At 67.5% G+C, this 15,329-nt stretch carries 8 protein-coding genes; 7 read left to right on the forward strand and 1 reads right to left on the reverse strand.

Features of this window, described 5'->3' with window-relative positions; all coding sequences use genetic code 11:
• The first annotated feature begins 65 nt into the window (after positions 1–65).
• Together dnaN and gyrB are read left to right on the forward strand one after the other, a co-directional pair.
• On the forward strand, positions 66–1,172 hold the full coding sequence (gene dnaN / locus BLW48_RS11040; protein ID WP_093054972.1) for a DNA polymerase III subunit beta: 1,107 nt from the start codon (positions 66–68) through the stop codon (positions 1,170–1,172).
• 134 nt (positions 1,173–1,306) lie between these two features.
• Positions 1,307–3,913, forward strand: coding sequence for a DNA topoisomerase (ATP-hydrolyzing) subunit B (gene gyrB, locus BLW48_RS11045; protein WP_093054970.1), 2,607 nt, complete (start codon positions 1,307–1,309; stop codon positions 3,911–3,913).
• 4 nt (positions 3,914–3,917) lie between these two features.
• Here gyrB and prpR read toward each other — a convergent pair whose 3' ends face one another.
• Positions 3,918–5,915 (reverse strand): propionate catabolism operon regulatory protein PrpR, encoded by a 1,998-nt coding sequence (prpR, locus tag BLW48_RS11050; RefSeq protein WP_093174633.1) that lies wholly within the window; start codon positions 5,913–5,915, stop codon positions 3,918–3,920.
• Between the two features lie 222 nt (positions 5,916–6,137).
• Here prpR and BLW48_RS11055 point away from each other — a divergent pair, with 222 nt between their 5' ends.
• From BLW48_RS11055 to BLW48_RS11075, 5 genes are all read left to right on the forward strand, one after another.
• Positions 6,138–7,091 carry a tripartite tricarboxylate transporter substrate binding protein gene (locus BLW48_RS11055; protein WP_093174635.1) on the forward strand — a complete coding sequence of 318 codons (954 nt, stop codon included), beginning with the start codon at positions 6,138–6,140 and terminating at the stop codon, positions 7,089–7,091.
• 7 nt (positions 7,092–7,098) lie between these two features.
• Positions 7,099–7,974 (forward strand): isocitrate lyase/PEP mutase family protein, encoded by an 876-nt coding sequence (locus BLW48_RS11060; protein ID WP_093174637.1) that lies wholly within the window; start codon positions 7,099–7,101, stop codon positions 7,972–7,974.
• Positions 7,975–7,988: 14 nt separating this feature from the next.
• Positions 7,989–8,579 (forward strand): cysteine hydrolase family protein, encoded by a 591-nt coding sequence (locus tag BLW48_RS11065; protein WP_177142317.1) that lies wholly within the window; start codon positions 7,989–7,991, stop codon positions 8,577–8,579.
• 255 nt (positions 8,580–8,834) lie between these two features.
• Positions 8,835–12,038 (forward strand): AAA family ATPase, encoded by a 3,204-nt coding sequence (locus tag BLW48_RS11070; RefSeq protein ID WP_093174641.1) that lies wholly within the window; start codon positions 8,835–8,837, stop codon positions 12,036–12,038.
• Entirely contained in the window at positions 12,038–15,316 is a 3,279-nt protein-coding gene (locus BLW48_RS11075; protein WP_093174643.1) for an AAA family ATPase, read from the forward strand. Before BLW48_RS11070 ends, BLW48_RS11075 begins: the two co-directional genes overlap by 1 nt.
• Positions 15,317–15,329: the final 13 nt, after the last annotated feature.

The following is a 15,329-nucleotide window of genomic DNA, read 5'->3' on the forward strand; positions in this document are numbered from 1 at the left end:
CCTCGCGACAGCGGAGAATGGCGTCTTACAGGCTGATTCAAAGAGATAGAGAAGAGGAAGAAGACATGATCGTTTTGAAGGCAAACCAAGACAAAGTCCTCGCCGCGCTGCAGTCGGTGGCGGGCATCGTCGAGCGGCGTCACACCTTGCCGATCCTGGCGAACGTGCTGATCCGCAAGACCGGCGGCCAGCTGCAGCTGACCACGAGCGACCTCGAGATCCAGATCCGCACCACCGCCGAGCTCGGCGGCGACGAAGGCAACTTCACCACCACCATCGGCGCGCGCAAGCTGATCGACATCCTGCGCACCATGCCGGCCGACCAGACCGTGAGCCTCGAATCGAGCGCGAGCAAGCTGGTGCTCAAGGGCGGCAAGAGCCGCTTCACGCTGCAGTCGCTGCCCGCCGAAGACTTTCCGCTGGTTCAGGAAGCAGCCAATTTCGGCCCCGTGTTCAGCGTGCCGCAAAAGACGCTGAAAGACCTGCTCTCGCAGGTGTCGTTCGCCATGGCCGTGCACGACATCCGCTACTACCTGAACGGCATCCTGTTCGTTGCTGAAGGCAAGCAGCTGAGCCTGGTGGCCACCGACGGCCACCGCCTGGCGTTCTCGTCGGCCACGCTCGACGTCGAAGTGCCGCGCCAGGAAGTCATCCTGCCGCGAAAGACCGTGCTCGAAATGCAGCGCCTGCTGTCCGACGCCGAAGGCGCCATCGAGATGCAGTTCGCGAACAACCAGGCCAAGTTCAGCTTCGGCGGCATGGAGTTCGTCACCAAGTTGGTCGAGGGCAAGTTCCCCGACTACAACCGCGTCATCCCGAAGAACCACAAGAACACTGTCACGCTGGGCCGTGCACCACTGCTGGCCAGCCTGCAGCGCACCGCCATCCTGACCAGCGAGAAGTTCAAGGGCGTGCGCCTGAACATCGAGCCGGGCACGCTGCGAATCGCGTCGAACAACGCCGAGCAGGAAGAAGCCCAGGACGAACTCGACATCGACTACGGCGGCGACGCCATCGAAATCGGCTTCAACGTGACCTACCTGATCGACGCGCTGTCGAACATGGACCAGGACATGGTCAAGCTGGACTTGGCCGATTCCAACAGCTCGGCCTTGTTAACCATCCCCGAGAACGCATCTTTCAAGTACGTCGTGATGCCGATGCGTATCTAGCAGACACACCACGCAGCGCCTTGCGCATACAGCCCGCGGCCCTCCGCGGGTTTGCGCTTTCAAGAGGCTGCGAATTGAGCTTTTGAGAGCCCGAAATATCACGTGAATACCGTGAGAGTTAGAGGAATATCCGAATGAGTGCTGAAGAAAACAAGCCCGACGTGCCCCACACCGAGCCCGTCTACATCCCCGAGATCGACACCGTGGCCCCCGACACCAGCTACGGCGAAGGCTCCATCACGATCCTCGAAGGGCTTGAAGCCGTGCGCAAGCGCCCCGGCATGTACATCGGCGACACCTCCGACGGCACCGGCCTGCACCACCTGGTGTTCGAAGTCGTCGACAACTCCATCGACGAGGCGCTGGCTGGCCATTGCGACGACATCGTCGTGACCATCCACAGCGACAACTCGATCTCCGTTACCGACAACGGCCGCGGCATCCCGACCGGCGTGAAGATGGACGACAAGCACGAGCCCAAGCGCTCGGCTGCGGAAATTGCGCTCACCGAACTGCACGCCGGCGGCAAGTTCAACCAGAACAGCTACAAGGTGTCGGGCGGCCTGCACGGCGTGGGCGTGAGCTGCGTGAACGCGCTGAGCGTGATGCTGCGCCTCGTGGTGCGCCGCGAAGGCAAGATCCACGAACTCGAATTCAGCCGCGGCTTCGTGCAGAACCGCCTGCTCGAGACGGTGAACGGCGTCGAAGTCTCGCCCATGAAGATCATCGGCGACACCGACAAGCGCGGCACCGAGGTGCACTTTCTGCCTGACACCCAGATCTTCAAGGAGAACTCGGACTTCCACTACGAGATCCTCAGCAAGCGCCTGCGCGAACTGAGCTTCCTGAACAACGGCGTGCGCATCCGCCTGAAGGACGAGCGCACCGGCAAGGAAGACGACTTCTCCGGCGCCGGCGGCGTGCGCGGCTTCGTGGAGTTCATCAACAAGGGCAAGACCGTCCTGCATCCGAACTCGTTCTACGCCGAGGGCGAGCGCCCGGCCGACACCTACGGCGGCATCCCCGGCACGCACATCGGCGTCGAAGTGGCGATGCAGTGGAACAGCGGCTACAACGAGCAGGTGCTGTGCTTCACCAACAACATCCCGCAGCGTGACGGCGGCACCCACCTCACCGGCCTGCGCGCCGCGATGACCCGCGTCATCAACAAGTACATCGAAGAGAACGAGTTCGCGAAGAAGGCGAAGGTCGAAGTCACCGGCGACGACATGCGCGAAGGCCTGTGCTGCGTGCTGAGCGTGAAGGTGCCCGAGCCCAAGTTCTCGAGCCAGACCAAGGACAAGCTGGTGTCCAGCGAAGTGCGCGCGCCGGTGGAGGACATCGTCGGCAAGCTGCTCACCGACTACCTGCAGGAACGCCCGAACGACGCCAAGATCATCTGCGGCAAGATCGTCGAGGCCGCCCGTGCCCGCGAAGCCGCCCGCAAGGCCCGTGAAATGACGCGCCGCAAGGGCGTGCTCGACGGCATGGGCCTGCCCGGCAAGCTGGCCGACTGCCAGGAGAAAGATCCGGCGCTGTGCGAGGTCTACCTGGTGGAGGGTGACTCCGCCGGCGGCTCCGCCAAGCAGGGCCGCGACCGGAAGTTCCAGGCCATCCTGCCGCTGCGCGGCAAGATCCTGAACGTCGAGAAGGCACGCTACGAGAAGCTGCTCACCAGCAACGAAATTCTCACCATGATCACCGCGCTGGGCACCGGCATCGGCCGTGCTGGCGCGACCACCGCGGGCGGCGGCGCGGACGACTTCAACGTCGCCAAGCTGCGCTACCACCGCATCATCATCATGACCGACGCCGACGTCGACGGCGCCCACATCCGCACGCTGCTGCTGACGTTCTTCTATCGCCAGATGCCCGAGCTGGTTGAGCGCGGCCACATCTACATCGCGCAGCCTCCGCTGTACAAGGTGAAGGTCGGCAAGGAAGAGCAGTACCTGAAGGACGGCCCCGCGCTCGACGCCTTCCTGCTCAAGGTGGCGCTGAAAGACGCGAGCCTGCAGACCGGCGGCGCTAACTCCACCACGCTGAGCGGCGATACCCTGGGCGAGCTGGCGCGCAAGCACCAGGTGGCCGAGGCCGTGATCGCGCGCCTGCGCAACTTCATGGACGCCGAAGCACTGCGCGCCATCGCCGACGGCGTGGCGCTCGACCTCGACACCACGCCCGCCGCCGAGGCATCGGCCGTGGCGCTGCAGGCCAAGCTGCGTGAGCTCAACACCACCGGCATTCCGGCCGAGGTGAGCAGCGAGTTCGACGCGCGCACCGACAAGCCGCTGCTGCGCATCAGCCGCCGCCACCACGGCAACATCAAGAGCAGCGTGCTCACGCAAGACTTCGTGCACGGCGCCGACTACGCCGCGCTCGCCGAAGCAGCCAACACCTTCCGCGGCCTGCTGAGCCCCGAAGGCGCGCTGGTCAAGCGCGGCGAAGGCGAACGCGCCAAGGAAGAAAAGGTCGACGACTTCCGCCAGGCCATGAAGTGGCTCATCGGCGAAGCCGAGCGCGCCACCTCGCGCCAGCGCTACAAGGGCCTGGGCGAGATGAACCCCGAGCAGCTGTGGGAAACCACGATGGACCCGACCGTGCGGCGCCTGCTGCGCGTGCAGATCGACGATGCGATCGAGGCCGATCGGGTGTTCACGATGCTGATGGGCGACGAGGTGGAGCCGCGCCGCGAGTTCATCGAGCAGAACGCGCTGCGGGCGGCGAATATCGACGTGTAAGCCGTTAGGCGCGCGTTTTCTTTGGCGTGGGACCAGCGTCCGTCGCCGACTCTTCATCGCGCAGCCGCCGCCACAGCGTGGCGCGGCTGATGCCGAGGACGGCGCAGGCCTTGGCCTGGTCGCCCTGCACCGATTGAAGCACCTCGCGCACGCGACGTAGTTCGGCGGCGCGGCGCGCGCCCTTCAGCAGGCGCTCGCGCACGGGCGCCGGGCGAGCTTGGGTGCATTCGGGAAACACCTCCAGCAGACGGGCTCGGTCCAGGTTGCCGGCGGGCGCCAGGTAGCTGTGACAAGCCAGCAGGCGCTCGATCAGGTTTTCCAGCTCGCGCACGTTGCCAGGCCAACCGTAGCCCGCGGCCAGTTCCAGCAAAGCGGCGAGCCAGGCCGATGCCTGCGCTGCCAGTACGCCAGCCCTGCCGGCGCGGCGGGCCATCAGTTCGGCCGCCAGGAGCGCGATGTCGGCTTCGCGATCGCGCAGGGGAGGCATCTCGATGCGCAACACCGCGAGCCGGTAGTACAGGTCGCGCCGGAAGAGGCCGCGCTCCACCTGGGATGCGAGGTCGGCATGGGTGGCCGCGATCACGCGCAGGTCCACCGGCACGGCAGCGGTCGCCCCGAGGCGAAGCACCTCCCGCTCCTGCAGCACGCGCAGCAGCCGGGTCTGCAGCGCCAGCGGCATGTCGCCGATCTCGTCGAGAAACAGAGTGCCCGTGTGGGCGGCCTCGACCAGGCCTGTCTTGCCGCCGCGCCGCGCGCCAGTGAAAGCGCCTTCCTCGTAGCCGAACAGCTCGCTCTCCAGCAGGCTCTCGCCCAGGGCGGCGCAGTTCACGGCCAGGAACGGCTGCGTCGCTCTCCGGCTGGCGGTATGAATGCCCTGCGCCACGAGCTCCTTGCCGGTGCCGCTCTCCCCGACGATGAGGACCGTAGCCTCGCTCGACGCGCATTGCGCGGCAAGCTCGCGCACGCGCTGCGCCAGGGGGCTGTTGCCTGTGAATGCCTCAAGCCGGTATCGCGTGGGCGCGCCCCGCTGCCGCTGGTTGGCGCGCAGGTGGCGGTCCGCGCGCTGGATCACTGCCGGGTCGCGGCACACGAGCAGCGCGCCGGTGACCTCGCCGCCCTCCATGACGGGCGCGCGCCGGACCACCAGCGTACGCATGCCGATCTGCAGCACCTCCTCGGCCGGGGCCTCGCGCAGACGCAGCGTGGCGCCGAGGTCCAGCACGGGCTCCACTTCGCCCAGCACGCGGCCCGCCAGTTCCTGGACGGAGGCTCCCAGCAGTTCCGCCATGACCGGGTTCAGCGCCTCGATGCGCTGCTGCAAGTCCACCGCGACCACGCCGTCCTGCAGCTGACCGAGGACGGTGTTCAGCCGTTCGTGGCGCGCCCGCTCGGCAAGGCTGTGGCGCGCAAGATGGATGGCGTCCTGAAGCGCCTGGCGCACGGCATCGTCCGAATACATCAGCACGCTGGCGATGCCGGCTTGCTCGGCCAGGTCGGAGACCAGGCCGGGCGCGACCACTGCCTGGACGCCAGCCGCGCGCAGCGCCTCCACGCAAGCGGGGGCATCGTCGGCGCCCCGATAGCTGAACTGGGCAATGCCCATGCCAAACAGGGCGTCGAGCTGCGCCAGATGCTCCGAGGGAGCGTCGAACGACACGAGCCCCACCCGGGGCGAGAGGGCGCGCGCGGCCGCCAGCGCACGCATCAGGTCGAAGCCGCGTACCTCCACCATGGCCACCGGGATGTCCAGATGCTGGCGCAGCCATTCGCCGCTGGCACCTGCCGCCACCACCGCGTCGACCGGTGCGCGCGCATGCAGTTCGCGCACCGCTTCGACGGCCTCGTCAAAGGCAAGACCTACCAGTTCGATTTGCGCCTGCGCCGCCACCTCGGGTACCAGTCGCACCAGCACGCGGCCCAGTCGGTGGCGGGCTACGGCCACGATGCGAGGCCGGCGAGGCGCGGCGGACGAATGGGCAGGTGGCAGGACGAGTGCGTTCATTCGGCGAATTCTATGGTTTCAAAAATGAAATGAATCTGAAACATCGCGCATTGAAAAACCACCGAAGAAAGTCACAAATTCCTTTTGAATCAATGACTTATATCCAACGACTTGCGAATCCGGTCTGTGGCATAGCGCTTGCGCACTCCCGGATAAGACCCCCGTGGTCTTGTTTTCCCAAATAACCAGGAGCCAACCGTGAACTTCCGTCGCCTTTCTGCAGTGACATGCGCAACTGCCGCCGCCCTGGCTTGCACGCTATCTCTGAGCGTCCAGGCACAGACATGGCCCACCAAGCCGATCCGGCTCGTCGTGCCTTTCTCGGCGGGCGGTGCCAACGACCTGATGGCGCGCGCCGCGGCCGAAGGAGCATCGAAGCAGCTCGGCCAGCCGGTGATCATCGACAACAAGCCCGGTGCGGGCGCCATCCTCGGCGCCGACGTGGTCGCCAAGAGCGCGCCCGACGGCTACACCTTCCTGGTGAGCGCGGCCGGCGTGGTGTCGAACAGCATGATCAAGAAAAACATGCCGTACAAAGACGAGGCACTGGTGCCGGTGGCCATGATCGCGCTGGCGCCCTCGGTGGTGGTGGTGCCGGCCAACGCGCCCTACAAGGATCTGAAGGAGTTTGTCGCCGCGTCGAAGAAGGCCGGCAACGGCTTCCACTGGGCCACGGCGGGCACCGGCAGCACGCCGCATTTCGTCGAAGGCATTCTCGAGACGAAATACGGCAGCAAGCTCGACGTGGTGCCCTACAAGAGCGGCTCGGAGTCGATCACCGCGGTGCTCGGCAACCAGGTCGAAGCGACGTCGGAGGCCAGCATCGTGGTGCTGCCGTACATCAAGAGCGGCAAGCTCAAGGCACTGGCAGGCACGTGGACGCAGCGCATTTCGGCCTACCCCGAGCTGCCGACGGCGGCTGAAGAGGGCTTTCCCGAGATCCGCATCGCGCACTGGGCCGGCGTGCATGCGCCGCGCGGCACACCTGACGCCATCCTCGACAAGATGGCCGCTGCGATCGACGCAGCCATGAAATCGCCGGAGACGGCCAAGCGCCTGAAGGACATGGGCATCGAGCCCATCGGCGGCACGCGTGCGAGCTTCACCAAGTTCGTCGACGAAGAGCGCGCAAGGCTCGGTGGCGTCGTGAAGGCCACCGGCATGAAGGAAGACTGAGAACCCCATGAGCACGACCAACGAATCTCCGAAGAAAACCCTGCGCCGGCTGGCCGAGGCACGCCGCGGCGTGCTGGTACCGGGCGCGTTCAACGCGATGTCGGCACGCGTGATCGAAGACCTCGGCTTCGAGGCGATCTACATCACCGGTGCGGGCGTCACCAACATGTACCTTGGCCTGCCCGACCAGGCCTTCATGGGCCTGCACGAGATCGCCGAGCACACGGCGCGCATCCGCGATGCGGTGAATCTGCCGCTGCTGGTCGACGCCGACACCGGCTTCGGCAATGCGCTCAACGTGCGCCACACGGTGCGCGTGCTCGAGCGGGCGGGGGCAGACTGCATCCAGCTGGAAGACCAGGTCAGTCCCAAGCGCTGCGGCCACTTCTCGGGCAAGGCGGTCATCGACACCGACGAGATGCTCGGCAAGATCAAGGCGGCTGTCGACGCCCGGCAGGACAGCGACCTGCTCGTCATGGCCCGCACCGACGCGGCCGCCGTGCACGGCTTCGAGGCCGCCATCGAGCGCGCGCAGAAGTTCAGCGAGGCCGGTGCCGACATCCTGTTCGTCGAAGCCGTGACGCTGGCCGACGAAGTGCGTGCGATGCCGCAACGCTTGAACAAGCCGCAGCTCATGAACATGGTGATCGGCGGCAAGACGCCGACCTTCGGTGCGCAGGAGCTGGGCGCGCTGGGCTACGGCTTCGTGCTCTACGCCAACGCCGCATTGCAGGGCGCGGTGGCCGGCATGCAGAAAGCGCTCACTGCCTTGCGCGACGACAAGCGCCTGGAGGAAGATCCCGCGCTGGTAGCCCCTTTCGCCGAGCGCCAGCGCCTCGTCGGCAAACCCCAATGGGACGCGCTCGAGCGTCTCTACATCTAGGCCCAGGCAGTGTCATGAACAGGCTTTCAACCGCAGACATCCAGCGATCGGCGCTGCTGGTCATGGACTACCAGCCCGGCATCCTCGGCTTCCTTCCCGATCCGGCACCGCTGTTCGCGAAGGTCATGCCGGTGCAGCAGTTGATGCGCTCGCGAGGCGCGAAGGTGGGCTTCGTGCGCGTGGCTTTCGATGCGGCCGACCTCGAGCGCTTCCCCGGGCACAGCGCCATGGGCGCGCGCGTCAAGGCGGCGGGCGCCCATATGCATCTCGATTCCCCATCGACCGCCGTCCATCCGGATTTGGGCGTCGCGCCGGGCGACATCATTGTTCGCAAGACGCGGGTGGGCGCCTTCTCGACGACCGACCTTCACGCCCAACTGCAGCGCGCGGGCATCGAGACCCTGGTGCTCGCCGGCGTACACACCAGTGGCGTTGTGCTTTCCACGGTTCGCGAGGCGCACGACCTCGACTATCGGGTCATCGTCCTGTCGGACGCGTGCGCCGATCCGGATGCCAAGGTGAACGAGTTCCTGTTGCGCGAGATCTTTCCAAGACAGGCGACCGTGGTCACTACGGCGGAGTTTTGCGAAGCGATTTCCTCTTGACATCGAGGTCACGGAAACTAAAAAAGCACGTCTTAAATCAGCACTGCGGTTTTCAGCTTTCGTGACTTCCGACAAAACTACGTCTTTCACCCTGGAAAGATCTGTAGACTTTTCCATTCGCAAACGCCCGGCTCGCCGGGCGTTTTGCATTGCGAGGGACTGCAAAAACCTTAGGGCAGAATCTGCGCCAATTTCGTTCGCGCCTACAGGACCTCTCCCATTCCCTCCAGCCTCGCCTTCTTCGAACTGACCACCGTGGCCGGCGAGACCGTTGTCACGTCGCTGGCCTTCCCCGAGATGGCGTGGCTCGGCAGCAGCGCGCATGCGATGGCGCGGCGTATGACGCAGGCAGTGCAGTCGCACCTGATCGACAAGGGCCGCTACCTCGAAGCCGTGCAGATCAGCGACCCGCCGGAATTCGAGCGGCATGAGTTCGACGTCGACCTGCCGGGTGGCAGCGACCCGCTGCTGCACCCGCCACGCCGCTGCCGACATGTCGCGTTTCTATCCAGCGGCCCGGCGAACACCCCCTGCATCGGCTACGTCCCCGCGCTGGGCATCGTCGCGCTCGCCGAGGCGGAGCGCCTGCGCGAAGCCGTGAGCGAGGCCATCGTGCTCGAACACCGCCGTACCGGCCGGCAGACCGACGTGCGTCGCCAGGTGGCAGCCCAGTGGTTCGAACAGGTCGAGCTGGCGCAATTGCCGCTCGACCTCGTGTTCCACAGCGCCGAAGCCCTGCGCAAGTTGAAGGATGATCGCGCCAAGCCGCTGCTTCCCACGGTGGCCGACGAGATGAGCATCGGCTCGCGCACCGCCGTCGGACTGGCTGAGCCGCTGACAGCGCTGCAGCGCGCGGCGGAAGGCCGGTTCGCGCGCAGCGTGCTGATCGTCGGCGCGGAAAGCAGCGGCAAGACGGCGTTGATCCATCAATACGCACGCGAACGCCGCGACCGTGCCGCCGGCTCTCCGTGGGAAACCAGCGCGGCGCGGCTCATCCAGGGCCTGACGCGCGACGGTAGCTGGCAGCAGGCGCTGACCACGCTGTGCCGCGAACTGGCCGCGCGCGAAGTGGTGCTGTACGTCGGCCATCTGGCCGAGCTGTTCGAGGTCGGCCAGTACCAGGGCAACAGCGTCAGCCTGGGCGATGCGTTGCGCGAGCCGCTGGCGCGCGGCCAGTTGATGCTGCTGGCCGAAGCCACGCCTGCCGAGCTCTCGCAGATCGACCTGCGCAGCCCCGGCTTCTCGGCTCTGTTCCAGACGGTACGACTGCCCGAACTACCCGAGGCCGAGCAGGAGCGCACGATGCTCGCCGCGGTGGCGACGCTCGCGGCGGAACACCGTGTCGCGGTGTCGCCCGATGCGGTGTCCGAGCTGATCGCGCTGCAGCGCCGCTTCTCGCCTTACTCGGGCTTTCCGGGCAAGGGCATCCGCTTCTTCGAGGAACTGATCCTGCACGTGCGCGGCCAGCAGGGCGCGGTGATCGGGCGCGACGACGCGCTCGCCGCGTTCTGCGCCGAGACCGGCATGCCGCGTCGCATGCTCGACGCGCGGCTGCCGCTCTCGCTCGACGAAGTCGACGGCTTCTTCCGCAGCCGCCTGTTTGGCCAGCCCGAGGCACTGTCGGTCGTGACGAACCTGCTGGTGGCCACCAAGGCCGGGCTCGCGCGCGGTGGCAAGCCGATCGCGTCGATGCTGCTGATCGGCCCGACCGGCGTGGGCAAGACGGAGACGGCCAAGGCACTGGCCGAATTCATGTTCGGTGACCTGCGCCGCATGATCCGCATCGACATGAGCGAATACGCCGACCCCGCCGCCGTGCTGCGCCTGCTCGGCGATCTCGGCGGCGACGAGGGCGTGCTGATCGGCGCGGTGCGGCGCCAACCGTTCTCCGTGGTGCTGTTCGACGAACTCGAAAAGGCCCACCCCAGTTTCTTCGACCTGCTGCTGCAGGTGCTCGGAGAAGGCCGCCTGACCGGCGGCGACGGCCTCACCGCCAACTTCTGCGGCAGCTTTGTGGTGATGACGTCGAACCTGGGCGCCGATGCGATGCAGCGCATGCCGATGGGCCTGGGTGCGGTGCGCGGCGATTCGCGCGCCCACTTCGAGCAGGCGGTGCAGCAGGCCTTGCGCCCGGAGCTGTTCAATCGCATCGACCACATCGTGCCCTTCGCCACGTTGTCGGCCGCCGAGCGCGCACCGATCTTCGGGCGCGAGATGACGCTGCTGCGCAAGCGGGAAGGCCTGCTCGAACGCAGCGCCGAAATGACGCTGGACGACGGCGTTGCCGACCGTCTCGCCGCGCTGCCCGGTGACGAGCGCTACGGCGCCCGCGACGTGCAGCGCGTGCTGCGCCGGCAATTGCTGCTGCCGCTCGCGCATGCGCTGTCGCCGCATGCCTACGTCACGCCGCTGGCCGTGCGGATCGGCGCGGGCGACGCCGGCCAGCCGCTCGGCGTGCGCGTCGACCCGCTGCAGCGCCCGATCGACAACGCGCCGCTGCTGACCGCAGAGGCATTGGCCGACGCGCGCCGTCACTGGCAACGCGTCACCGAAGGCCCGCTCTTCGTGAACCTGGTGAACCAGGTGTTCCGCCTCGACGACGAACGCCGCCGCTACGAAAAGAAGCGCAAGCGCGCGCCGCACCTGCCGCATTGGGACGGCACGCCGTCCGCCAGCCGCGCCCGCACGCTGAGCGCCGTGCAGCAGACGGCGCAGGGCTTGTTCGCCGAGATCACGGCGCTCGAGGGGCAAGCACTGCTCGCGCTGGTCGGCGAGTCCGATGCGCCGCCCGACATCGCCGCGTGGCGCGCCCGCTTCACCGCGTTCAAGCAGCAGGCATTCCATGCGGTGCGGCCCGACAGCGGCGTCTGCACCGTGGGCCTCTACGCCGCGCCGGCATTGGCCAACACGCTGCATGACGCGTGGTGCAAACTCGCGGCGCTCGCCGGTTTCGAATTCCGCTCGCAAGTGGTGCGGCTCGGCGACGAGCCCCGCAAGCCCGCGACGCCCGCCGACACCGAGGCGCGCGATGAAAAGCGCGAGGAAAAAACCGATGACGAGGCACCACCCAGCCCATACCTGAAATTTCCTTGGCCGCAGGCATCAGGCCGCAAGAGCCTGATCGTGGGTTTCGAGATCGAACTCAAGGGCCCTGCGGCGTTCGACTACTTCCGCCAGGAAAGCGGCGTCTGGCGCATCTGGGTCGGCGACCGCAACAAATCAGACGCCTGGGTCTCGGTGCGCAGCGGCACGCTCTCGGGCTTCGAGACGCCGCACAACGTGCACCGCCAGCATTTCTTCGACAGCCGGCCCGTGCATCGGTTTCTCAGGGAAGGCGTGCTGGCGTCGCAGCAGACCGACTGGAAAACCCCGTTCCCGGATGCGCCCGCCTGGAAACGCGCGCTCGACGCCCAGTTCGACGTACTGATGGACCGCATGCTGCTCGGGGAGGACGACTGATGAGCGGACGCGGCAGCCTGCGCATTCCGGTTTTCGTCACGCATCGCAAGGAAGCGGGTTACCGGCTGCGCTGCCTGTTCCTGCCGGAAATCGATGCGACGGCCATGCGCTACGAAGCAGCGCTGAACAAGCTGCGCCAGGCCGTGGTGCATCACTTCCGTGGCACGCGCAGCACGCGCGCCACGCTCGATGAGCGCCTGTGGCTCGGCTTCGCACCCGAACTACGCTTCGAGCTCGTGCCGCTGGGCTTCGACAGCGGGCGCCGCTGGGTCGAAGGCGCGTTCGCCGCGGCCCACTTCACGGTCGGCGGACGCCGCTACGCCTGCCTGCCGCAGCTCGATGGCACCGTGGCCGACCTCGGCGAATCGCACCTCGACAAGGCCCAGCGCACCGAGCGGCTGGTGGCCAGCATCCAGGCCTGGTTCCGCGAGCAGCGCAAGGAGCGGGGCGACGCCTTCGACCCGCAGCGCTACCTGGCCGCGCCCAATGACGAACTCGGCGAGCTCGAAATCTCGATGCATCTGGCGCAGGGCCGCTTTCCGTTCGAGAGCGAGCACGATCTGCGCGCCGCGCTGCGCGACGACGGCATCGGCGACGGGCCGACCGAAATGGCGCGCGCCGCCGTCGACCTGAACGATCTCTACCCGGACGAACTGACCCAGGCGATCCTGCGTGACGACGCGATCGAGGAACTGGGCCGCGCGATCTACCGGCCCGACGGCGGTGCCGGAGCCATCGTGTTGGTGGGTCCGCGCGGCGCCGGCAAGACGGCGCTGGTGCACGGTGCGCTGCGGCAATTCATGACCTCCGAGACGGGCCGCGACCGCGCGAAGCTGCAGAAGATCTGGCATCTCGACCCGATGCGCGTGATCTCCGGCATGAGCGTGATCGGCCAATGGCAACGCCGCATGGCCGTGCTGCTGCAGCACCTGCAGTTCCGCCTGCGCGACGATTTCCGCATTGCCAAGCCCGACCATCTGTACTGCGACAACCTCGTCGCGCTATTGGCGATCGGCAAGAGTTCGCAGAACACATTGACGCTGGCCGACGTGCTGCGCCCGCTGCTCGAGAAACGCGCCTTCACCATGATCGGCGAAGCCACGCCCGAGGCCTGGCAGAAGGTGCAGCAGCGCGACCGCCGTTTCGCCGACCTGTTCCGCGTGATCCGCGTCGAGCCGCCATCGCGCGAAGCGGCCATTCGCATCGTCGGCTGGCGCCGCGCCGAGCTGGAGCGCCAGCACGAGTGCCGCATCGCCGCCGGCGCGGTGGCCGAGCTGCTGAAGATGGAGCGCCGCTTTGCCGCCGACGAGGTGCTGCCGGGCTCCGCGATCCGCGTGCTCGAACGGCTCGCCGTGCGCCACGCGCGCGCAGAGGTCGGCCGCGCCGAAGTGCTGGCCGCGTACACCGCGGCGTACCACTTCCGCGAGAAGCTGTTCTCCCGCCAGATCGGCCTGGCACCGGCGGAAGCCGCGGCGCATTTCGCGGCACGGCTGATCGGCCAGCCCGAGGCGCGCGCGCAGATGGTCGATGTGGTCGCGCTGATCAAGTCCGGCCTCGCGGCGCCGGGCAAGCCGCTGTCGTCGCTGCTCTTCATCGGACCGACCGGCGTAGGCAAGAGCGAGGCGGCGAAGCTGCTCGCCGACTTCCTGTTCGAGGACGAAGGCGGCCTGGTGCGCTTCGACATGAATGAATACGTCGACGGCGACGCGACCGGTCGCCTGATCGGCGACGCCTACCGTCCCGACGGCCAGCTCACCGCCGCCGTGCGCCAGCGCCGCGCCTGCGTGCTGCTGCTCGACGAGATCGAGAAAGCCCATCCGTCCGTGCACGACCTGCTGCTGCAGGTGCTCGGCGAAGGCCGGCTGACCGATGCGCTGGGCCGCACCACCGACGTCTCCCAATGCGTGGTCGTGCTCACCTCGAACCTCGGCGCCAGCGCGGCGAGCCGCCAAACCGGCTTCGTGCGGCAGCAGGCCGACGTGGCGCACACCTACCGCGAGGCGGTCGAGCGCTTCTTCCGGCCCGAATTCCTGAACCGCATCGACCAGGTCGTCGGCTTCACGCCGCTGGGTGCGGACGACATTGCCGCCATCGCCCGGCTTCAGCTGGAGCGCGTGCTGGCGCGCGACGGCTTCGTGCGCAGGCTGACTTTCCTGAATGTGTCCGCGCAGGCGCTGGACCACCTGGCGCGGCTCGGGCACGACGAGACGCTCGGTGCGCGGGCGCTGAAGCGCGGCATAGAGCGTGCGCTGACGCAGCCCATCGCGCAGCGCTTGGCGGCTTCGCACAGCGGCCAACCGATGTTGCTGGACGTGGCTTTCGGCGAGGGCGGCCTGACGACCCGCGCTACCGTGCTCGACTACGCCACGCGGCGCACAGTGCCGCTGCCGGAAGACGCCGTCTCGGCCGCCGGTTACCAGGCGCTGGCAGCCGTCGCCGACGCGCTGCACGAACGCCTGCGCGCACAGCTCGATGCAGCGCCGGCAGAGTCCGAAGCGCTGGCGTTGCGTGCGCTGCAAGTGCGGCTGGACCCGCTGCGCGAGGTGCTGGCACGCCGCAGCTGGGATCTTTCGGAGCGCCGCGTCGCGCCGGGACGCACCGTCAGGCAAAGCCTGCCGCGGCCCCGCGAATGGCGCCAGACGGGTCACCAACAGGTGTTCGACGAGTTGATGGCGCAGCAGGACATACGGGAGTTCTTCGAGCAGCTGTTTGCCGGCGCGTCGCCGGTGCGCGGCATGGACACCGAACTCGTGCGCTGGCAGCTCGAGATCGACCAGTTGGCCAGCCGTGCCGACAGCCTCGGCCAGCATGGCATCGAACGCGTGGCGGTGGAAATCATGCCGCTGCAGACCGGTGCCGGCGAGGCCGCGGTGAAAACGGCATGGGCCGACTACGCGGCGCTGATCGCGCAGCTCGACCTGCACGAACTGCCGTCGCCGCGCGCCGGCGTGCGCTGTTTTGAAGGCATCGGCCTGCGCGACGCGTTCGGCGGGGAATGCGGCATTCACCTCTGGTACGTCGGCGACGACCGGCCGTTGCCGCTGGCAGTGCGGTTGCTCTCCGTAGAGCAGGCCGCGCCCGATGCGGCGCCGGCGCCGCTGCCCACAGAAATCGTGCGCATCCGCCTCGAGCCCGCGCGGGCAGGCGACCACCGGCGCCTGACCGACCTGCGCTCCGGCCGCGTGCGCAAGTTCAGCGGCCCGCTAACAGAAGAAGACTGGCGCCTGCTGCTGTGGGACGGCCGTGCCGCGGCCCGCACATTCGCAGCGCAGGACTGAAAGAAAAGACCCG

The organism is Variovorax sp. YR266, from assembly GCF_900107295.1.
GTDB lineage: Bacteria > Pseudomonadota > Gammaproteobacteria > Burkholderiales > Burkholderiaceae_C > Variovorax.